Genomic DNA, 20,915 nt, shown 5'->3' on the forward strand with positions numbered 1-20,915 from the left:
AGATGTCTACAGACAATAAGAGCAAGGCGGATGCCTACTGGGCGGACACGCTGAAACTGCTCTGGATCGTGTTGGCGATCTGGGCTGGCGTGTCGTATTTCGCGGGCATTTTCTTCGCAGGTGCATTGAACAGCATCACCATCGGCGGCTACAAGCTCGGGTTCTGGTTTGCCCAGCAAGGCTCCATTTACATTTTTGTCGGCCTCATCTTCTGGTACGCGGCGCGCATGAACCGCCTGGACCAGGAGCATGACGTGCACGAAGACTAAGAAAGGAGCACCGCATGGACCTGAAGCTTCTTACCTATATTGTGGTGGGCCTGTCGTTTGCGCTGTATATCGGTGTAGCGATCTGGGCACGTGCCGGCAGCACCAAGGAGTTCTACGTAGCCGGTGGCGGCGTGCACCCGGTGGTGAACGGCATGGCGACCGCCGCCGACTGGATGTCCGCCGCCTCGTTTATTTCGATGGCAGGCATCATCGCCTTTGCCGGTTACGATGGCTCGGTATACCTGATGGGCTGGACAGGCGGCTATGTGCTGCTGGCCGTACTACTGGCACCGTACCTGCGCAAGTTCGGCAAGTTCACCGTGCCGCAGTTCATCGGTGACCGCTACTACTCGCAGTCGGCGCGCATTGTGGCGGTGATCTGCCTGATCTTCATCTCGTTCACCTACGTGGCAGGCCAGATGCGCGGTGTCGGCATCGTGTTCTCGCGCTTCCTGGAAGTGGAAATCACCACCGGCCTGATTACCGGCATGGGTCTGGTGTTCTTCTACGCCGTACTGGGTGGCATGAAGGGCGTGACCTATACCCAAGTAGCGCAGTACGTGGTGCTGATCTTTGCCTACACCGTGCCGGCTATTTTCATCTCGCTGCAGATTACCGGCAACCCGCTGCCGCAGCTGGGCTTGGGTGGCAGCGTTGCTTCCGGCGAGCCGTTCCTGAACAAGCTGGACAGCGTCGTCACCCAGCTGGGCTTTGGCGCGTACACCGTAGGCAGCAAGTCGATGATCGACATCACTGCCATTACCTTTGCGCTGATGGCCGGTACCGCCGGCCTGCCGCACGTGATCGTGCGCTTCTTCACCGTACCGAAAGTACGTGATGCGCGCTCGTCCGCCGGCTGGGCACTGGTGTTCATCGCCATTCTGTACACCACCGCGCCGGCAGTAGGCGCCATGGCACGCTACAACGTGCACGCTACCGTTAATACTGCAGTGAGCAGCGGCGGCGACCTGTTTGCACCTGAAGCCTCGCTGAAGTACGAAGAGCGCCCGGAATGGATGCAGCGCTGGGAAAAAACCGGCCTGCTGAAGTACGAGGACAAAAACGGTGACGGCCGCATCCAGTACTACAACGAAAAGAGCAAAAACGAAGCCTTCCTGGCCCAGGCTGAGGCCGCCGGCTGGAAAGGCAACGAGCTCAACGTTGACCGCGACATCATGGTACTGGCCAACCCGGAGGTAGCCAAACTGCCGAACTGGGTAATCGCGCTGGTGGCTGCCGGTGGCATTGCCGCCGCGCTGTCTACCGCTGCCGGCTTGCTGTTGGTGATTTCGGCTGCGGTGTCGCACGACTTGCTCAAGAGCGTGTTCGTGCCGGACCTGTCGGAAAAAGGCGAACTGATGGCCGGGCGGGTTGCGTCGGCGGTGGCGGTGCTGATTGCCGGTTACCTGGGCTATAACCCGCCAGGGTTCGTGGCCGAGGTGGTAGCGTTTGCCTTCGGCCTGGCGTGCTCGTCGCTGTTCCCCACCATTCTGCTGGGTATTTTCTCCAAGCGGATGAACAAGGAAGGCGCCATTGCCGGCATGCTCAGCGGCCTGATCTTTACCTTCGGCTACATTCTGTACTTCAAGGGTATCTTCATCACCCCGCTGGCAGAAAACGTACCGGCGAACTGGCTGTTCGGCATCTCGCCGGAAGGTATCGGCTCCGTGGGCGCCATCGTCAACATCATAGTGGCCTTTGTGGTGTCCCGCTTTACCGCTCCGCCGCCGGAACACATCCAGCACCTGGTGGAAGACATCCGTACCCCGCGCGGCGCCGGCCAGGCTCAAGCGCACTAAACCCGACGCCACCCTGCCCCACAGGGTGGCAGAAGGCGCAAGTCAAGCCCGCTGCCTGCAGCGGGTTTTGCTGGCTCCTTCCCCGGCCCACAGCATGCAAAGCGTTCCCAACCCGACCCTGGTCGAAGCCACGGTCAGCTTTCTGACCCAGCACAGCCCCTTCGACGCCATGGAGGCGGCGGCACTGCAGTTCCTGGGTGAGTCGCTGCAACTGGCTTACTATCCGCAGGACAGCTTCCTGCTCACCCCCGACGCAGGCCCGCCGCCGTTCTTCTTCATCGTGCAGCGTGGCAAGGTGTTGTCGCGCGAGGACGGCGATATCGCCAGCCACAACCTTACGCTGTCGGCCGGCGAATGTTTTCCCATCGGCGCCAGTAGCGGCAACCGGGCCACGGTGTGCCATTACTCGGCACTGGAAGACACCTTTTGCTACCGCTTACCCGCCCATCTGTTTCCGCAACTGCTGGCACTAAGCCCGGTATTCAACCGCTTTTGCGCCAGCTACCTGTCTACCTTGCTAGGCCAGTCGCGCCGCGACATGCAGCTGCAGTTTTCACAGCGGGCACTGGAACAGCAATCGTTGTCCACGCCGCTGCGCGATTTGCTCAAGCGTGCGCCGGTTACCGCCAGCCCGCAGCACAGCATCGAGCAGGTACTGGCCATCATGGGCGAACACAACGTCGGCTCGGTGGTGATGGTAGATGACCACGGCAAGCCGCAGGGCATCTTTACCCAATCCGACTTACTCAAGCGTGTGGTGCTGCCCAAGATCGACATGCAGCTGCCGATCAGCCAGGTGATGTCAACCCGGCCGCATACCATCAGCCGCCACGCCAGCGCCTACGACGCCGCGCTGGCGCTGGCCACGCATGGCGTACGCCACGCACTGGTGGTAGATGAAAACCAGATGTTGCAAGGGGTGGTTTCCGAACGCGACCTGTTTGCCATGCAACGCATCGGCTTGCGCCAGATCCGCTACGCGGTGGAAACCGCTGCCGACATGGATGCGCTGCACCAGGTTGGCCGCGACCTGCGGCAACTCACCACCAATATGTTGGCGCAAGGCGTAGGTGCCGAGCAGATTACCCAGTTCGTATCGGCACTGAACGACAGCATTACCGCCCGCATCATCGAATTGAACCTGCAGCAGCACGACCTGTACGGCATAGACTGGGTGTGGCTGGCCTTCGGCTCGGAAGGGCGCGAAGAACAAACCTTCAGCACCGACCAGGATAATGGCCTGCTCTACCTGTGCCCGGAAGCCTACGACAAAGACCAGGTACAGCTGCGTTTGCTGGACTTTGCTGCAGACGTCAACGCCGACCTGGACCGCTACGGCTTCCCGCTGTGCAAGGGCAACATCATGGCCAGCAACCCGGCGCTATGCCTGACCCTGGAAGAATGGCAAGAACGCTTCCGCCGCTGGATAGCCAGTCCGGACCCCAAGGCATTGCTGAACGCGGCCATCTTCTTTGACTTGCGCCCGTTATACGGTAAGCGGCATTTGGCCAACCAGCTGCAAAAGCAGTTGTTTGCCTGTAGCCGTCCCAACAGCTTGTTCCAGCGCATGCTGGCGGGCAACGCACTTAGCGTAGCGCCGCCGCTGGGCCTGTTGCGCGATTTCATTACCGAAGACCATCACGGCGAAGGGGGCTGGCTGGACCTCAAAACCAGCGGCAGTCGCCTGTTTGTCGACGCCGCGCGCGTGCTGGCGCTGTGCTACGGCATTGCCAGCAGCAATACCGCACAACGGCTGGAGCAAGCGGCCGCGCACATGGACACGCCGCGCGAAGAAGTACGCGCCATCATCGAGGCCTTCCAGTTCATCCAGATGCTGCGCCTGCGACACCAGCACCTGGAACAAGAACTGGGCCGCCAGGGTGACAACCTCATCCAGCCAGAGAAACTGAACCCGCTGGACAGACGCATCCTCAAAGAAGCATTGCGTCAGGCCCGGCGGTTGCAGCAGCGCCTGAAACTGAAGTACCAGCTATGAGCACCTGGCCACGCTGGCTGCACTGGCTGCAGCGCACTCCTACAGTCGTACTGGACGACGTGCAACGACAGCGACTGCAACACTGGCAGGCGCTGCCAGACACCGACTGGCAACAGAATGCCCGCCATACGCGGCTGCTGGTGGTGGATGTGGAAGCCAGTGGCCTGAACCTGCGCCGGGACAAGCTGATCTCCATCGGCAGCGTGGCACTGCAAGATGGCGGCATTGACCCGCGGGAAGCATTTGAAGTAGTACTGCGTCAGCAACAGGTATCATCCAGCGACAACATCCTCATCCACGGCATCAGCGGCGCGCAGCAACGCGAGGGCACACCGCCAGCCGAAGCCCTGCTGCAGTTTCTGGAATACAGCGGCAAGGCACCACTGGTGGCTTATCATGCCTTTTTCGACCAGCACATGATCGCCACGGCCATGCGCCGTCACCTTGGCCTGCACTACCAGCCGCGCTGGCTGGATCTGGCCTGGCTGCTGCCGTCACTGTTTGCCAGCCGCCAGGCCCACGTGGTGGCACTGGACGACTGGCTGCAGCGCTTTGGCATCCGCAACCACCGGCGGCACAATGCCATTGCCGACTGCCTGGCTACTGCGCAGCTGCTGCAACTGGCACTGCACCGCGCCGAAGAGCGCGGCATCACTACCCTGCAAGCGCTGGCCGCCACCGAACGCCTGCGCCGGCATAACAACCCTGTTTGACAAGGAGGCTCTATGGCAACGCTGTTCCTGATCCTGAACTGGATACTGTTCCTGCTGATTTTCATGATGGCCGGCCACTTCTTCCGGCTGGCGTTTCTGGTGGGTGTACGCCGGCGCCACGATCTGGTACGCAACTGGAAAGGCGAACGGCTGCCGGCCAGCAGCAACATGGTAAAGCGCTATGTGACATTGAACCTGCTGGCGGCAATCGCACTGCTGGCCGACGGCCTGGCCACGGTGCTGATCGGGCTGCCAATGCAAGTATGGAGCATGACCGGCGGCCTCATCCTGTGGCTGTACTTCACCAGCCTGCACCTGATGGGCTGGCGTGCACGCCAGGCCGCACAAAACGGCAGCCAAGTCTGAACGCACCCTGCGCCGCTAGCTGCGGGGCAAGCTAGCGGCGGCCTGCGGCCAACCTTTGCAGCAACTTGTCCAGCTGGGCGCCAAACGCCTGGCGGTCGCGCTGGCTGAAGGCGGCCGGGCCGCCGGTCTGCACGCCGCTGTCGCGCAGCTCGGTCATGAAATTGCGCAGTGCCAGCGCCTCGCGGATGGTGGCGTCGCTGTACAGCTCGCCGCGCGGGTTCAGCGCCAACGCGCCTTTGGCCACCACCTGCGCCGCCAGCGGGATGTCAGCGGTGACCACGATATCGCCCGGCTGCGCCTGCTGTGCGATGTGGTTGTCGGCCACGTCGAAACCGGCCGGCACCTGCACGGCGCGGATATGCGGCGACGGCGGCACGCGCAGCAGCTGGTTGGCCACCAGCACCGTCGGCGTGGCGGTGCGGTCGGCGGCGCGGAACAGGATGTCCTTGATCACAGCCGGGCACGCGTCGGCATCTACCCAGATGGTCATGCGTTGCCCCGGTTGAAGTGTTGTTGCCATTGCTGGCGGGCTTCGCGGGCGCGCTCGAAGCGGGTGGTCATCGCTTCCGCGTCGCCGTCCACCAGTTCTTGCCGCAGTGCGGCCAACGTAGCCTGGAACGCGTCCAGTTCCACCAGCAGCGCGTCGCGGTTGGCCAGCGCGATGTCGCGCCACATCTCGGGGTGGCTGCCGGCAATGCGGGTAAAGTCGCGAAAACCGGTGGCGGCAAAATCGAAGCAGCGCGCGGCGTCGGCCTTGGCCACGATGGTATCCACGTAGGCAAAGGCCAGCAGGTGCGGCAGGTGGCTGACGGTGGCAAACACCGCGTCGTGCTCGGCGGCGCTCATCTCGTAGACGCGGGCGCCGCAGGCCTGCCACAGCTCGCGCACCAGGGCGGCGGCGGCGGGGCGGGTTTCCGGCAGCGGCGTCACCACGATACGGCGGTTATCGTACAGGCCGTACTGCGCGGCGGCGGCGCCGGACAGGTCGGAGCCGGCAATGGGGTGCGCCGGCACGCAGCCGGCAAGGTGCGCCGGCAGGTGGGCGCGCATCAGCGCTACCACGTCGCTCTTGGTGCTGCCGCCGTCGGTTACCACACAGTGCGGCGGCAGGTGCGGCGCGATGTCGGCAAACACGCGCCCCATCTGCCCCACCGGCGTGGCTACCAGCACCACGTCGGCGGCGCGCACCGCTTCTGCGGCGCTGTGGCTGGCTTCGTCGATCACCCCCAGCTCGATGGCACGCTGCAGGTTGGCCGCAGAGCGCCCTACCCCGATCACTTTCGCCACCCGGCCGGCGCGGCGCAAGGCCAGCGCAAACGAGCCGCCAATCAGGCCCACGCCTATTACTACCAGGGTCAATCTGCCCTCACCCGCCTGCATGCTGTTGCCCATTGCTGTGTGTCAGAGCCGTTATCATAACCGCATTCCCGCTTGACCAAGAGGTGCATCATGTCTGCTTCGCTGTACATCTATTACCGCATTGACGGCAATTTTCTGTCTTTTGAACAATCTGCTCGCAAAATCATGGCGCAAATCGAATCAGAAATGCAGATAAAGGGCAGATTATTGCAACGTCGTGACGACGCACACACTTGGATGGAGATCTACGAGCCGGTGGCCGACCCGGCAGCCCTGACAGCGGCACTGGCCCGCGCCGTGGCTGCCGAGGCCTGCTGGCACAGTGTGGCGCGGCACGCCGAATGTTTCACGGAAATTTAAAAAAAGTGGCTGTTCAATAACCACATTGCAAACAATAGCTTGGCCACCTAGCCTGATAAAGGGAGGTAGACCATGTACCAACACTTTACCATTCGACAAAAACTGCTTGCCGCATTCGGCGTCATTCTGTTGCTGATGGCCGTGATGGCCGCGTTGGTCATGCAAAAGCTCAATGTGATCGAACACGATCTGGAAGAGATCGTAGAAGAGCTCAGCCCGGAAATGGTGCTGTCGGCCGAGCTGATGCAACTGAGCATGGACAACGCATTGCTAGCCCATCGCCGCCATCTGCAAGAAAGCACAGCGCTGCAGCAACAGATGCAGCAACGCCGCCAGCAAAGCCTGGCCAGCTTGAACAAGCTGCAGCAACTGGAACATCAGGAAGCCGGCAAACAGCAATTACAGCAGCTGCAAACCCTGCTGCAAGCCACACATGACAGCCAGCAACAGTTCGACCGCCTGCTGGCCAGCCAGGATGCTGCTGCCGGCCAATGGCTGCAAAACCGGCTGGACCCGCAAACCGAAGCGCTGGTCGTAGCGCTGCAGCAGTTCATCGCCCTGCAGCGCAACGAGATGACACGGGCGGAACAAGAAGCCATCAGTAGCTACCATGCTGCAGAACGCACACTGCTAACACTGGGCGTGCTGGCACTATTGCTTGGCATCGCCATCGCTTGGCTGTTCTCTGGCAAGCTGTCCGGGCACTTGGGCAGCATCGTGCGGGAAACCCAGCGTATTGCCGGGGGTGACCTACGACCTCGCCCTGGGCCACTTCCGGCGACCAACCGCGACGAAACCCTGCAACTGGCCCACGCCACCGAGCGCATGCGGCAACAACTGGCCGACACCTTGGGCAGCATCCGGCAGTCGTCGCTTGCCGTCAGCGACGCCTCGCACGAGCTGTCCGGCATGTCGGAGCAAGTGGCCGTGAGCGTGCAACGCCAGGCCGAAGCCACCAGCGAAGCCAGCGCCACGCTGGAGGAGCTTACCGTCAGCATCAATCATGTTTCGGATAACGCCGGCGACGCCGCCCGCCAGTCGCGGCAGGCGGGTGAACAGGCAGAACAAGGCGCTGCCGCCGTGCAGGCATCGCAACAGCTGGTGCGCCAGGTTGGCCGCAGCGTGCAGCAGACCGCCAGCGCACTGGGCGAACTGACACGCGAGGTGCAGGAAATCGACCGCATCGTCACCGTCATCCGCGAGGTGGCCGACCAGACCAACCTGCTGGCCTTGAACGCCAGCATCGAAGCCGCCCGCGCCGGCGAAGCCGGCCGCGGCTTTGCCGTGGTGGCCGACGAAGTACGCAAGCTGGCCGAGCGCACCGCCACCGCCACCGGCGACATCACCGGCATGATCGGCCGCATCCGTCAGGGCGTGGATGATGTGGAACGCCAGATGGGCAGCAGCGAACAACAAATGGCGCAGGCCGACGAGGCCACCCACGATACCGGCCACACCATCGAAGCAGCACGGCAGTACAGCCGCGAAGCCGGCAGCTCGGTGGCCGCCATCAGCGAGGCGCTGGGCGAGCAGCGCGACGCCAGCCAGCTGCTGGCACGCAGCATGGAACAAGTGGCGCAAATGGCCGAGGAAAACAGCGCCACCGTGGAAGAGCTGGCCACCACCTCCAGCCAGCTGAACGCACTGGCCGACAGCATGCAGCAGATGGTGGCGCGCTTTCAGCTGGCCTAGCACCGGGCACGCGTGCCCGGGCCAGGCTAGCGGCTGCGGCCCGTTCAGACGTTACCAGATGTATTTGAACGAGGTCGTAACACTGCGGCGGTTGCCGAAGTAGCAATAGTTTTCCGACCAGCAACCCGCCACGTAGTCTTTGTCGAACAGGTTGTTGACGCTCACCTGTGCCGACGCCCCTTTCAGCCCAGGCAACCAGCTATCCAGCGCGGTAGCGGCTGACAGGTCAACCAGCGTGGTGGCAGCCACCACCTTGCTGTTGGCTTCGTCTGCGTAAGATTTGCCGATGTAGCGCACCCCGGCACCCAAACGGGTGCCCTCTTGCGGGGTAAAGTTTACCCAGCCAGATGCCAGCTGCCGCGGGGCATTCACCGGACGCTTGCCTTCGGCAGTGGCATCCAGTGCCTGTTTCACTTGCATGCGGTTAGCGCTGTAAGCGGCTTGCAGATACCACTGCCGGTTCAGCGCCAGTTGCGCCTCCAGCTCCACACCGCGGGACGCTACGGTGCCGACCGGTACGTTGGCGCTGGCGCTGATATCCCAGCGTGCGACATTTTTCTGCTTCAGGTCGTACAGTGCCGCACTCAGCAGCACCCCCGGCTGCTGGTATTTAAGGCCGCCTTCGTATTGGGTGGCACGGGTTGGTTTCAGCAATTGCTTGCTGGCATCGGTGTTGCTGCTGGGGTCGAACGATTCGCTGTAGCTGAGGTAGGGGGCTACGCCGTTTTCAAAACGGTACAAGGCGCCCAGGCGCCGGCTCCATTCGCTATCCTGGCGCTTGGGGCTGCTGCCGGACAGCTCGGCCGACGTGGTGGCCCGGTCGTAACGAATACCGCCGGTGAGGCGCCAGTTATCGACGCTGACCTGGTCTTGCAGGTACAAGCCGGTCTGCCGGTACTGACGCTTGAAAGTGTCGGAACTGAGGTCGCTGATATTGGTATTGCCGTATACCGGCTGCAGTGCATCCAGCGCCTGCACATCCCCGTTCCACTGCGTACCGGTGGTTTTGCGCCGCTGGTAATCCACACCGGCTACCACATCGTGGCTGACCAGGCCGCCATCGAGCAGGCCCTGCACGCGGGTATCCACCGCCAGCCCCTTCAGCTTCTCGTCTGCGCCATAGTAACGGCGTGACAGCGTGGTATCGCCGGAACCGGTCCAGCCGGCCTGGTACACCTGGGCGGTGCTCAGGTCAGACTGCGTCAGACGCAGGTTCTGGCGGAAGGTCCAGTCGGCACCCAACTGGTGCTCGAACTGGTAACCCACCATGCTGACATCGCGATCGAAGCGGTCGCGCGCCGGCTCGCCATCGAAGAACGTACGATCAATCTTGCGGCCAAGGTGGCTACTGACGGCACCTTCGTACGGCACACCACTGTGATAGCCGCCTTTGGGGTCTTTTTGCAGATAGGCCTGCAGCAGCAAGGCAGTATCTGCCCCCGGCCGCCACATCAGCTGCGGCATCAGGGCTTGGCGCTCTTCCTGCGCCGGGCTTTGCATGCTGTCTGCCTGATGGTGGGTACCGGTCAGCCGGTAACTGAGGGTATTGCTCAGGCCGCCGGCAAAATCGAATGCCAGCCCGCGCTGGGCGTTATTACCCACCTCCACCTGCACTTCATGGTAGGGCTTCTGCTGTGGCTGTTTGCTGATCATGGCCACCATGCCGCCCGGCGCCGAGTTGCCGTACAGCACCGACATCGGGCCGCGTACCAGGTCGATGCGCTCGACAAAGTACGGGTCAACCTGCAAAGAGCTGTTGGTGGCCGGCTCGGATAGCAGGCGCATGCCATCCAGCAAGGTATTGGCGGCACTGGTATCGGTAAAACCACGCAGTGCCACGTAGTCATAGCGCGTGGCACCGCCGATCAGGCCCGAGAATGCACCGGGTGCATAGTTGAGCGCCTGGCCGATGGTGGCCGGGTGCTGGGCCGCGATCTGCTCTTTGCCCACCACCGTGACCGATTGGGCCAGTTCACCCAACGCCGTGGTGGTTTTGGTGGCGGCACGGCTGACGCCACTCCCCCAGTTGCCATCCGCCCGCGCCGGCTGCGCCAGAGGGGCCGCTTCTACTTTTACCGTCTCCAGCAAGACACCATCACTCGCCAGTGCCGGCAACGCCGCCAGCAGCAACCCTGCCTTGCCTAACTCCCGCACCAGTGCCTGCATGCGCCATTGTGTGTTTCCCATACGTCTCCATGCCTTTGCCATGTACAAAAACGTGTCGAATTTATCGCAAGGCTTGCGTAATGTCTATTGATAATCATTTTTATTTGCAATAGCATAAAAGCATGTACAGCAGGAAACCATCCGGCAAAGGAGAAACCGGCATGCAACAGAAGATTTACGACTTCATCGGTATCGGCATCGGCCCGTTCAACCTGGGCCTGGCCGCACTTAGCCAGCCGCTGCCCGGTGTCGATTGCCTGTTCCTGGACATGCAATCCCGCTTCAACTGGCACCCGGGCATGCTGCTCGAACACGCCACGATGCAAACCTCGTTCATTGCCGACCTCGTCACGCTGGCCGACCCGACCAACCCGTATAGCTTTCTGAATTACTCCAAACAAAGCGGCAGGATCTACGCTTTTTACATCAAGGAAGACTTTTTCCTGCTGCGCGAGGAATACAACCGTTACTGCCAGTGGGTTGCCAGCCAACTGCACAATCTGCGTTTCAACCAGAGCGTGCAGCAACTGCACTACGACGCCAAGCGGCAATGCTACGTCCTGGATTGCATCTCCACCCGCAGCGGCGAAGTGCAACAGTTGCTGGCACGCAAGGTTGTGCTGGGCACTGGAACCAAGCCACGGTTGCCTGCCTGCTGCGATGGCCTGCCAGTACTGCATAGCGGCCAGTACCTGCCACAAAAAGCGGCACTGCAAAGCAAGCAGCGCTTGGCGGTCATCGGCAGCGGGCAAAGCGCGGCCGAGATCTACCTGGACTTGCTGCGCGACGCCGGTCGCCTTGGTTACCGGGTGGACTGGCTGACACGCTCGCCACGCTTCTTTCCGCTGGAATACACCAAGCTGACGCTGGAAATGACGTCGCCGGACTACACCGACTACTTCCACGCGCTGCCGGCTGCGGTACGCGACCCGCTGCTGGCGTCGCAAAAAGGCCTGTACAAGGGCATCAACCGCAGCACCATCAATACCATCTTTGACGAACTGTACCGGCTGGGGCTGGACGGCACGCCACCCAGCACCCTGCTGACCAATACCGAGCTGCAAGACATCGCCTACCACCCGCAATCACAGCAGTTCACGCTGAGCCTGCAGCACCTTGAAACCGGCAGCAGCGGCGTAGCCAGCTACGATGCGGTGGTGGTAGCCAGTGGCTACGCCTACCAGGAGCCTGCGTTCCTGCAAGGGGTACAGGGGCGTATTGCGCGGGATGCACAGGGCCGGTTTGCCGTCCGCCGCAATTACAGCATCGACCATGACGGCTGCGAGCTGTTTGTCCAGAACGCCGAGCTGCACAGCCACGGCCTGGCCGCGCCGGACCTGACCATGGCGTGCTACCGCAACTCGGTACTCCTGCGCGAACTACTCGGCAGCGCCCCTTACCCTATCGAAGAGCGCGTGAGCTTCCAGACTTTCGGCCTGCCCAGCGCGCAGCAGCAGGAGCCGGCATGGGCTTGAGGTTCTGGCTTATCGCCATGTCGGCCGTCGCAGTGGTGGCCGACACCATGCTGTTACCGTTTTATCCGCAGTATTTTGCCGCGCGCTTCGGCGTCACCGACCCGCAGCACACCGGGCTGTACACCGCGGCCATCTGCCTGGTAGCGATGTTGGCACTACCGCTTTGGACCCGCCTGCTCAAGCCGGGGGGCACGCTGCGCCTGCTGTTGTGGACCCAACTGGCAGCCGGCTTGCTGTGTATTGCCTGCAGCTTTGTCAGCCAGTTGTGGCTGTTCTGGACGCTGTCACTGACCATGATTGCCTTCAAGGCCAGCTATCTGCTGATCTACCCCTACATGATGGAGGGTATTGCCGAGTCCGAGCACAGCCACACCATTGGCTTGCTGTCGATTGTGGTGCACTTCGGCCATATCGCCGGTGCGGTAGCCGGTGGCCTGGTACTGAGCTTCTGGCCGCTGGAGCACGCCTTCCTGTTGATGGCGCTGGGCGATCTGGTACAGATCGCGGTCTGCGCAGGCCTGATCATGGCCGGCATGGAGCGCGCAGCAACAGCCTCTGCTACCGCAGACAGCGCTGGCACCTCGCCCGGTATTCACGCGCTGGGGCTATTGATGCTGGTGTTTTACTTCAGCGAGTACCAGATCGTGCCGTTCTTCGTGGCGTACTGGCAGCAGATTGCCCCGCTGCATGGCGTGCAACTGGCATCGTGGGTTTATGCCATCCCAGCGGGCACAGGGCTGCTGGCGCTGTGGCTGAACCGGCGTTATGCACAGCTGGCGTGGGCACGCGGCATGGTGTTCTGCCTGCTGCTCGGCATCGCCGGCCTGCTGCTGCAAGCTTGCGGCCAACCCGGCTGGGTAGTGTTTGGCCGCCTGCTGTTCGGCTGGGCGTCGTTCCAGCTTACCGTCCGCCTGGACAGCATGATTTTCGAGCGCAGCTCGCCCGCCGCGTATGCGCAGGACTACAGCCGCATCAACCTGTACCAGAACATTGGCGTCTTGCTGTCGTACTACAGCGCTGGCTGGCTGGTCAGCGCCGCAGGCCCAGGCGCGCCGTTTTTGCTGGCTGCAGCCGGCCTTGTGCTCACCCTGTCACTGCTACCCGTCTTGCGGGCCCCTGCCCCTCTTGCCACTGCGGAGTCACCATCTTGAGCACACCACACCAGCAGCACGCCACGCCCTGCCACCAGCTCAGCGTTCCCGGCATCGGCTGCTTCGATTTTTATCCGCTGCACGCCGCGCACATGCCCTTGATCCGGCAATGGGTCAGCGCTCCGCGCGCCCGCTTCTGGGGCATGCAGGACCAGACACCGGAGCAGATCGACGCCGTTTACCTGAGCCAGATCGCGTCACCACACTGCCAGCCCTATCTGCTGTATTGCAACGGGCAACCGGCGTGCCTGCTGGAAAGCTACGACCCGGCCCACGACGAACTGGGCAGGTTTTATGCGGTACAGCCGGGCGATCGCGGCATGCACTTTCTGGTCGCGCCGGCCGCCGGTGCACCGGTACACGGTTTTACCCGCGCCGTGCTGCACGCCATTCTGCAGTTTCTGTTCAGTCAGCCACAGGTCAGCCGCGTGGTGGTGGAACCGGACGTCAACAACGACAAGATCCACCCGCTTAACCGCGCCGCCGGCTTCCGTTACCTGCACACCGTCATCTTGCCTTGTAAAACCGCCTGGTTCGCAGTGTGCGAACGCCACGACTACCAGACCCACGCCCTTAGCATGGAGAGCCACGCATGACCGCCCGCCACCCCCAAGCCCTGCCCGTCGACTACCCGCACCTCAACCCGGTAACGTGGCTGAAGGTTAACCGCCTGCTCGTACGCAAGGCCCTGAGCGAGTTTGCCCACGAAAGCCTGCTGCAACCGCACAGCACCGCGCCAGGCCAGTATGTGGTGCACAGTGACGACGGTCACGTCGCCTATCACTTTGCCGCCGAACAGCTGCCGCTCAACCACTGGTCGATTCCTGCCGAGTCGATACGAAAAGAACGGGACGGCATCGTGCAGGCCCTGGATGCGCTGCAGTTCATGATCGAACTGCGCCAGACCCTGCGCCTGAGCGACAAGGTACTGCCGGTATACCTGGACGAGATCAGCGCCACACTGTATGGCGCCGCCTTCAAGCACCATCGCGCCGCCCCCACTGCCGCAGCACTGCTGGACGCGGATTTCCAGACGATCGAAACCGCAATGACCGAAGGCCACCCGTGCTTTGTGGCCAACAACGGGCGACTGGGGTTCTCTGCCGCCGACTACAGTGCCTACGCCCCCGAAGCCGCCCAGCCATTCCGCATCGTCTGGCTGGCGGTACACCGGCAGCGCGCCGGCCTGTCGATTTCTGCCAGCCTGGACTACGAACAGCTGCTACAGGAAGAACTGGGCGATGTCCTGCTGCATCGCTTCCATGCCCGGCTGGCCGAGCTGGGCCTGCTGCGCGAGGACTACCTGCTGATGCCGGCCCACCCGTGGCAGTGGCAGAACAAGCTGTCAATGGCATTTGCCGCCGAGATCGCCAACCAGCAGATCGTTTACCTTGGCTGCAGTGACGACTACTACCTGGCGCAGCAGTCGATCCGTACCTTCTTCAACATCAGCGCGCCGCACAAACGCTACGTCAAGACCGCGCTGTCCATCCTGAACATGGGCTTCATGCGCGGGCTGTCGCCGTACTACATGCAGGCCACCCCGGCCATCAACGACTGGGTATACGCGCTGGTAGAAAGCGATGCCTACCTGCAGCAACAAGGCTTCCACATCCTGCGCGAGGTGGCCGCCATCGGCTATCGCAACCCCTATTACGAGGCGGCCATTAGCGAGAACAACGCCTACAAGAAGATGTTCTCTTGCCTGTGGCGCGAATGCCCGCTGCCACATCTGCAAGACGGCGAGCAGCTGATGTCCATGACCGCCCTGCTACACCTGGACAATGACGGCCAGGCGCTACTGGCAGCGCTGATCCAGGCCTCGGGCCTGTCGGCAGACCGCTGGCTGGACGGCTATCTGGACGCCTACTTTGCCCCCTTGCTGCACTGCTTCTACCGCCACGACATGATCTTCATGCCACACGGCGAAAACCTGATCATGGTCATGCATCAGCACAAGCCGGTACGGGTGTTGATGAAAGATATTGCCGAGGAGGTGGGCATTCTGAACCCCGAGGTCGTGCTGCCGGAGATCATGCAGCGCGTGTCTACCCATATCCCCGACGAGATGAAAACACTGTGCCTGTTTATCGACGTGTTTGACGGCTACCTGCGCCACATGGCCGCCATTCTGCAGGCGCAATGCCGCTACCCTGCCGAACGCTTCTGGCATGCCGTCGCCCGCTGCACCCACCGCTACCAGCAAGCCCAGCCGCAGCTGGCCGAACAGTTTGCCCGCTATGACCTATTTGCCGCCGACTTCGCGCACTCGTGCCTGAACCGGCTGCAAATGGCGAACAACCAGCACATGCTGAATCTGGAAGACCCGGCCAGCGGGCTGCAAATGGCCGGCAGGCTGGCTAACCCGCTGCACATCTGGCGCGACCCGGCCAGCATCCAGCCGGTAGGCGACTAAGCGTGCCAGCGCCGCGCCCGCTTGCCGCCGTGCTGCAGGACGTCGCCCGCCTGCTGCCGGCGCTGCACGGCCGTATTGCGGCCCTGCCGGCTGCTCAACCGGGGTTGAGCGCGGCGCTGCTGCAGTACTGGCACCAGCAGCAAGCGGAGGCCGGGCCGCATTACTGGGCCGCACGCAGCTGGAGCATGCTGATCTGGCAACCGGCGTACCTGAGCGTGCTGGCCGTCCACACGGGCCATGCCGCCTTACAACTGCACGGGCTGCAGCAAGACGTGCACAACGGTACTACCGCCGGCTTCAGCCTGCCCATGCACCAGCCGGCCACCGGCGACGAGCCGCAGCTGATCGCGCTGGCGGCGGCCCAGCTATTGGCCTACCAGCAGCAGCACCTGCCGCTACTGCAAGCCGGGCAAGCCTATTCCGGCTACCTCGCCAGCTGCATGACGGTGGACTGCGTCCTGAGCGCACTGCAAATGGCCGCACAGGACGCAGGCTGGTGCCCACTGCGGCAGCAACAGTTGGCCGCCAGCTGGCTGCAGGCGCTGCAACTGACCCGCCACGGCAACCTGATGCAGGTGGCCGTGGCACCAGGCCAGTGCCGCACCGCGCTGGCGCGCAAGGGCTGCTGCCAGCACTTCCGGCTGTCCGGTGCCGAGGCCTGTTGCGACTGCCCGCGCTGGCCGATGCCCGAACGCCTGCAACGTATCCGTCAACAATGGCAGCTTGCGGCCAACCCCTGAGCTTGCCCTTCCTCCTTGCTTACCATGTACCAGCTAACCGACGTCCGCGTACTGCGCCAGCAGCGCTGCATTCTCGACATCCCGCAACTGAACCTGCCGGCAGGCGGGCTGACCGTCATCCTCGGCCATAACGGCTCGGGCAAATCCACCCTGCTCAAACTGCTTAACGGCCAACTGGCGCCGGATCACGGCCAGGTCCTATTGCAAGGCAAACCGGTGAGCGGCTACCCGGCGCGACAGCTGGCACAGCGGCTGGCCTATATGCCGCAGCAGATTCCGCAGCCACCACAATTGCGGGTAAGGGAGCTGGTAGAACTGGGGCGCTTTACCTGGCGCGGCTGGCTACGCCGCTGGGCACCGGACGACCTGGCTCAGGTGGAACGCGCGATGCGCGACGCCGACATCGCCCCGCTGGCCGAACACGCCGTGGCGGCGTTATCGGGTGGCGAGCGCCAGCGTGCCTGGCTGGCCATGCTGCTGGCCCAGGGTACCCCCTGCCTGCTGCTAGACGAGCCGAGCGCTGCGCTGGACCTGGCGCACCAGTACCAGCTACTGGCACTGCTGCGCCGGCAAAGCCAGCAGTATCACTGCACCGTACTCGCCATCCTGCACGAACTGAACCTGGCGCTACGCTTTGCCGACCGCATCATTGCGCTGCGCCAAGGCCGGATCTGGTTCGACGGCAGCCCGGAGCAGTTGCTGCAACACCCGCAGCTGCACCAGCTGTACAGCATCGAGCTGGACATCCTGCCACGTCCGGGCAAACACGCCGTGGCGGTGGTGGCATGACGGCCCGCACACGCTGGCTGATAGCCGCCGCCCTCCCGCTGCTGGCCTGGCTGCACCTGCAATTGGGCACCACATTGCCGCTGGCGGGCCAGCTTGCGCTGCTGCACGGCAGCGCCCCGCTCACCGCGGCCGACTTCCAGTACCTGCATGCGCAGTTGCCGCGTACCGTGTTGGCGCTGTTGCTGGGTATGGCCATGGCGCTATCCGGCAGCCTGATGCAGCTGCTCACCCGCAATCCGCTGGCCTCGCCGATGACGCTGGGCACTGCCGCCGGCTCGTGGTGCGCGGTAGTGGTGGGCGGGCTGTGGTTACCCGCTGCCTGGCAGCCCGGCGTAGCGTGGCTGGCCATGGCTGGCGGGCTGCTGACCTTGCTGCTGTTGGTCTGCCTGACCGGCTGGCGGGAGCTGCACGGCCTGGGCGCGCTGCTGGCCGGCACGGCGCTGAACCTGCTGCTGGGGAGCCTGGCGAGCGTGGCCATCATGCTGAACGACCAGTACAGCCGCAGCCTGCTGGTGTGGGGCGCCGGTGATATGGCACAAAACGACTGGCACTGGGTAGGCTGGGTACTGCCCCGGCTGCTGCCGGCCCTGCTGTTGCTGCCACTGCTGTGCCGGCCCTTGCAGCTACTGCAGCTGGGCAATGCCGCTGCGGCTGCGGCCGGCCTCAATGTGGGACGCTTGGCACTGGCAGCCAGCCTGCTGGCGCTGTGGCTTAACAGCCTGGCGATCAGCGCGGTTGGCCTGATCGGCTTCATCAGCCTGCTGGCGCCGACGCTGGCACGCTTGCTGGGCGCCAACCGGCCATCAGCACACTTTACCGCCAGCGCGATGCTGGGCAGCGCCAGCTTGCTGGCCGCCGACCTGCTGGCACAATGGCTCAGCCAGTCCTTGCCCGACCTGCTGCCCACCGGCGCCGCCGCCGGCTTGCTGGGCGGCCCGCTGCTGATCTGGCTCTGCCTGCGCCTGCCACTGCCAGACAGCCAGTTCGGCCACCTGCCGCCACACCCGCGACACGCCCTGCCGGCCTGGGTATGGCTGCTTGCCTGCCTGCTGCTTGGCGGCGGCTGCCTGCTGGCCGGCCGCGACGTGGCCGGCCAATGGCAACTGGCCTGGCCCGACAGCATGATCTGGTCGCTACGCTGGCCAAGAGCGCTGGCCGCTGCTGCGGCCGGGGTCGGGTTGGCGCTGGCCGGAACCATCCTGCAGCGGGTGCTGAACAATCCGCTGGCCGGGCCTGATCTGCTGGGCATTTCATCCGGTGCCAGCCTGGGGGTACTGGCCGGCTTGCTGCTGGCTGGCAGCGGCGTGGCGGCCAACCTGCCCGGCTGGCTATTCGCCAGCCCCGGCGCCGCGCTGGTGCTGCTGGCGCTGCTGTGGCTGGCACCACGCCACCCGCCGGCCCGGCTGCTGGTACTGGGGATAGCGCTGTCGACGCTGCTGGAAGCGGCCGTACAGTTTGTGCTGGCACAAGGCAGTAGCGACAGCTTCCGCCTGCTGAACTGGCTGGCCGGCTCCAGCTACCAGCTGGACGCCGATAGCGCATTGGGCCTGGCGGCCAGCGTCGGCCTGCTTGGGCTGCTGTGCCTGCCGGCACGCCGGGTACTGACGCTGTACCTGTTAGGCGAACCGGCGGCGCAATTGGCCGGGCTGGACTGCCGACGGGCCCGGGTGGGGCTGCTGACACTGGCAGGCCTGCTGACACTGGCGGTCTGCAGCCAGTTCGGGCCGATGGCCTTCATCGGCCTGCTACTGCCCCAGTTGGCGCAACAGCTGGGCGCGCGTCATAGCGGCCAACAGCTGGCGTTGGCCGCACTGCTGGGCGCCAGCCTGCTCAGTCTGGCCGACCTGGCCAGCCGTACGCTGGTTTACCCGGCTCACATTCCAACCGGTGCCCTGGCCTCGCTGCTATGCGGTGGCATGTTACTGGCCAGCCTGTTGTACCAGACCCGGAGACAGCCATGAAAATCCTGCTGGCAGCGTGCTTGAGCTTGTGCTGGCTAAGCGCCAGCGCGGCCACCCCGCGTGTGGTCGCACTCAGTTGGGAGGCCGCGGAATACCTGCTGACGCTGGGCGTGACGCCACTGGCCATTGCCGACCGCGACGACTATCGACAATGGGTCAGCGCCACACCGTTGCCCGCGCAGGTACTGGACGCCGGCAGCCGGCTGGAACCGGGCCTGGAGCGGCTGTACGCGCTGAAGCCGAGCCTGATCGTCATCAACCCGGCACTGGCCGGCATGCAAGCCAGCCTGCAGGGTATCGCGCCCACGCTACTGCTGGACGCCTACCGGGAAGACCACGATAACCACGCCGCGGCCGAGCGTCTGCAACGCCAGCTTGCCAGCCGTTTGGGGCGTCTGGCGGCGCACCAGGCCTTTGTACAGCAGCACCAACAGCAAACCCGCCTGCTGCGCAGCCGCCTGGCAGCCCGCTTCGGCAGCGCACCACCAGCGCTGTGCGTGGTGCGTTTTGCTTCGTTGAACAGCTTCTGGGCGTATGGCGCCAACTCGCAGCCGGAAGCGGCATTGCACGCGCTGGGCTTACAGAACGCGTGCCCGCAAGCACGCAGTGCGTGGGGTGCCCGCTTGCGCAAGCTGCCGGATCTACTGACCCTGCAACGGGGCTGGCTGGTGCATATCGCCCCCTTCCCGCAGCAGGCCGAACTGGCGCGCAGCGTGCTGTGGCAAGCGCTGCCCTCGGTACGACAACAACGCGTCATCGCCCTGCCGGCGGCATGGACCAATGGCGGGCTGGCGTCGCAAGCGCGGCTGGAGCAATTGCTGGCCACCGCGCTGCTGGCTCACCCGCCGCTCAGCCCGCCGGCAGCGCCTGCTGCAGACGGCTGGTAAGCGGCCACGCCTGCCAGGTGCGGCCATCAAGCTGGCGCAGCGGCCAGACGCCGGCCAGGCTGTTGCAGACAAAAGCCTCGTCGGCCGCCAGCAGTTCGGCCGGCAGCAGACGCTGCTCGGTCACGGCAATGCCCAGCTGGCGCGCAGTGTCGATGACGCAGGCGCGCTGGGCACCAGACACGCCGCAGCGGTCCAGTGGCGGGGTGTACAGCTGGCCGTCGCGCACCCAGAACAGGTTGCTCATGGTGCCCTCCACCACCGTGCCGTCGCTGTCCAGCATCAGCCCTTCGGCGATGGCAGGGTCGTCCCACTCGCTGCGCGCCAGCACGTTTTCCAGCCGGTTCAGGTGCTTGATGCCGGCCAGGCGCGGCTGCAGGCCCAACTGCGTATCGCACCAGCGCACCACAATGCCGTGCTGCGTCCGCTCCGGCGGGTAACCGGCCCAGGCGGCAGCACTGACGATGCGGGTGGGCTGCACCTGCGCGGGTATGGCGTAGCCACGTTGGCCGCTGCCCCGCGTCAGCACCACCTTGGCCACCGCACGCGGCAAACCGGTGCAAACGGTGGCGATTTCGGCCAGCAACAGCGCCTCGTCCGGGCACGGCAGGCGCAACGCGGCGCAATCTGCGGCCAAGCGTTGCCACTGCCAGCGCCACAAGCGCGGCTGGCCTGCGACCACCTCCAGCGTGCGGTACAGGCCGTCGCCGTAGGCGAGGCCGCGATCGGTGGCCGGCAGCAGCTCGGCCTTCACGCCGTTGATCAGCATGATTGGTGAT

Annotated in this window: 19 protein-coding genes; 15 read left to right on the plus strand and 4 right to left on the minus strand. The window is 64.0% G+C overall.

Translation table 11 applies throughout. The annotated features are described in order from the left end of the window. Positions 1–2 precede the first annotated feature (2 nt). The 5 genes from ACK4FZ_RS11315 (at position 3) to ACK4FZ_RS11335 (ending at position 5,143) form a co-directional block, all read left to right on the plus strand. Positions 3–269 (plus strand): DUF4212 domain-containing protein, encoded by a 267-nt coding sequence (locus tag ACK4FZ_RS11315; RefSeq protein ID WP_147692626.1) that lies wholly within the window; start codon positions 3–5, stop codon positions 267–269. Between the two features lie 14 nt (positions 270–283). Further along, a complete protein-coding gene (locus ACK4FZ_RS11320; RefSeq protein WP_409820911.1) occupies positions 284–2,068 on the plus strand; it encodes a sodium:solute symporter family protein in 1,785 nt (594 codons plus the stop codon). 94 nt (positions 2,069–2,162) lie between these two features. Continuing rightward, complete coding sequence (locus ACK4FZ_RS11325; RefSeq protein ID WP_409820914.1) at positions 2,163–4,064, plus strand: DUF294 nucleotidyltransferase-like domain-containing protein; 1,902 nt, start codon at positions 2,163–2,165, stop codon at positions 4,062–4,064. Beyond that, positions 4,061–4,777: a PolC-type DNA polymerase III gene (locus ACK4FZ_RS11330; RefSeq protein ID WP_409820917.1), complete on the plus strand. Its 717-nt coding sequence runs from the start codon at positions 4,061–4,063 to the stop codon at positions 4,775–4,777. Before ACK4FZ_RS11325 ends, ACK4FZ_RS11330 begins: the two co-directional genes overlap by 4 nt. Before the next feature lie 12 nt (positions 4,778–4,789). Next, the gene (locus ACK4FZ_RS11335; RefSeq protein WP_409820919.1) at positions 4,790–5,143 is read left to right on the plus strand and encodes a hypothetical protein; all 354 of its coding nucleotides are present in this window, start codon (positions 4,790–4,792) and stop codon (positions 5,141–5,143) included. A gap of 31 nt (positions 5,144–5,174) precedes the next feature. On the opposite strand, the gene ACK4FZ_RS11340 is transcribed toward ACK4FZ_RS11335, so the two are convergent. Together ACK4FZ_RS11340 and ACK4FZ_RS11345 are read right to left on the minus strand one after the other, a co-directional pair. Next, complete coding sequence (locus tag ACK4FZ_RS11340; protein WP_409820921.1) at positions 5,175–5,633, minus strand: YaiI/YqxD family protein; 459 nt, start codon at positions 5,631–5,633, stop codon at positions 5,175–5,177. After that, complete coding sequence (locus ACK4FZ_RS11345; protein WP_409821165.1) at positions 5,630–6,523, minus strand: prephenate dehydrogenase; 894 nt, start codon at positions 6,521–6,523, stop codon at positions 5,630–5,632. The genes ACK4FZ_RS11340 and ACK4FZ_RS11345 overlap by 4 nt, the downstream gene beginning before the upstream one ends. Positions 6,524–6,592: 69 nt before the next feature. Here ACK4FZ_RS11345 and ACK4FZ_RS11350 point away from each other — a divergent pair, with 69 nt between their 5' ends. Beyond that, a complete protein-coding gene (locus ACK4FZ_RS11350) occupies positions 6,593–6,862 on the plus strand; it encodes a DUF4936 family protein (RefSeq protein WP_409820923.1) in 270 nt (89 codons plus the stop codon). Between the two features lie 72 nt (positions 6,863–6,934). Beyond that, entirely contained in the window at positions 6,935–8,554 is a 1,620-nt protein-coding gene (locus tag ACK4FZ_RS11355) for a methyl-accepting chemotaxis protein (RefSeq protein WP_409820926.1), read from the plus strand. Between the two features lie 51 nt (positions 8,555–8,605). Here ACK4FZ_RS11355 and ACK4FZ_RS11360 read toward each other — a convergent pair whose 3' ends face one another. Further along, on the minus strand, positions 8,606–10,741 hold the full coding sequence (locus ACK4FZ_RS11360; protein ID WP_409820928.1) for a TonB-dependent siderophore receptor: 2,136 nt from the start codon (positions 10,739–10,741) through the stop codon (positions 8,606–8,608). 140 nt (positions 10,742–10,881) lie between these two features. On the opposite strand from ACK4FZ_RS11360, the gene ACK4FZ_RS11365 reads away from it, so the two are divergent. From ACK4FZ_RS11365 to ACK4FZ_RS11400, 8 genes are read left to right on the plus strand one after another with little or no spacing between them, the layout of a single operon-like run. Continuing rightward, positions 10,882–12,195 carry a lysine N(6)-hydroxylase/L-ornithine N(5)-oxygenase family protein gene (locus ACK4FZ_RS11365; RefSeq protein ID WP_409820931.1) on the plus strand — a complete coding sequence of 438 codons (1,314 nt, stop codon included), beginning with the start codon at positions 10,882–10,884 and terminating at the stop codon, positions 12,193–12,195. Between the two features lie 17 nt (positions 12,196–12,212). Then, positions 12,213–13,346, plus strand: coding sequence for an MFS transporter (locus ACK4FZ_RS11370; RefSeq protein ID WP_409820934.1), 1,134 nt, complete (start codon positions 12,213–12,215; stop codon positions 13,344–13,346). After that, positions 13,343–13,942, plus strand: a complete 600-nt coding sequence (locus tag ACK4FZ_RS11375; RefSeq protein WP_409820937.1) for a GNAT family N-acetyltransferase — start codon at positions 13,343–13,345, stop codon at positions 13,940–13,942. The genes ACK4FZ_RS11370 and ACK4FZ_RS11375 overlap by 4 nt, the downstream gene beginning before the upstream one ends. Further along, the gene (locus ACK4FZ_RS11380; RefSeq protein WP_409820940.1) at positions 13,939–15,762 is read left to right on the plus strand and encodes an IucA/IucC family protein; all 1,824 of its coding nucleotides are present in this window, start codon (positions 13,939–13,941) and stop codon (positions 15,760–15,762) included. Before ACK4FZ_RS11375 ends, ACK4FZ_RS11380 begins: the two co-directional genes overlap by 4 nt. Positions 15,763–15,764: 2 nt before the next feature. Then, positions 15,765–16,502 (plus strand): siderophore ferric iron reductase, encoded by a 738-nt coding sequence (locus ACK4FZ_RS11385; RefSeq protein ID WP_409820942.1) that lies wholly within the window; start codon positions 15,765–15,767, stop codon positions 16,500–16,502. A 24-nt stretch (positions 16,503–16,526) separates the two neighbouring features. Next, positions 16,527–17,291, plus strand: coding sequence for an ABC transporter ATP-binding protein (locus tag ACK4FZ_RS11390; RefSeq protein ID WP_409820945.1), 765 nt, complete (start codon positions 16,527–16,529; stop codon positions 17,289–17,291). Further along, positions 17,288–19,252: a Fe(3+)-hydroxamate ABC transporter permease FhuB gene (gene fhuB, locus ACK4FZ_RS11395; RefSeq protein WP_409820947.1), complete on the plus strand. Its 1,965-nt coding sequence runs from the start codon at positions 17,288–17,290 to the stop codon at positions 19,250–19,252. The genes ACK4FZ_RS11390 and fhuB overlap by 4 nt, the downstream gene beginning before the upstream one ends. Then, positions 19,249–20,139: an ABC transporter substrate-binding protein gene (locus ACK4FZ_RS11400; protein ID WP_409820948.1), complete on the plus strand. Its 891-nt coding sequence runs from the start codon at positions 19,249–19,251 to the stop codon at positions 20,137–20,139. Before fhuB ends, ACK4FZ_RS11400 begins: the two co-directional genes overlap by 4 nt. Here ACK4FZ_RS11400 and pabC read toward each other — a convergent pair. Then, a complete protein-coding gene (gene pabC / locus ACK4FZ_RS11405) occupies positions 20,102–20,905 on the minus strand; it encodes an aminodeoxychorismate lyase (protein WP_409820951.1) in 804 nt (267 codons plus the stop codon). The genes ACK4FZ_RS11400 and pabC overlap by 38 nt on opposite strands. Positions 20,906–20,915: the final 10 nt, after the last annotated feature.

Origin of the sequence: Vogesella sp. (assembly GCF_046297735.1) — a bacterium.
GTDB classification, from domain to species: domain Bacteria; phylum Pseudomonadota; class Gammaproteobacteria; order Burkholderiales; family Chromobacteriaceae; genus Vogesella; species Vogesella urethralis.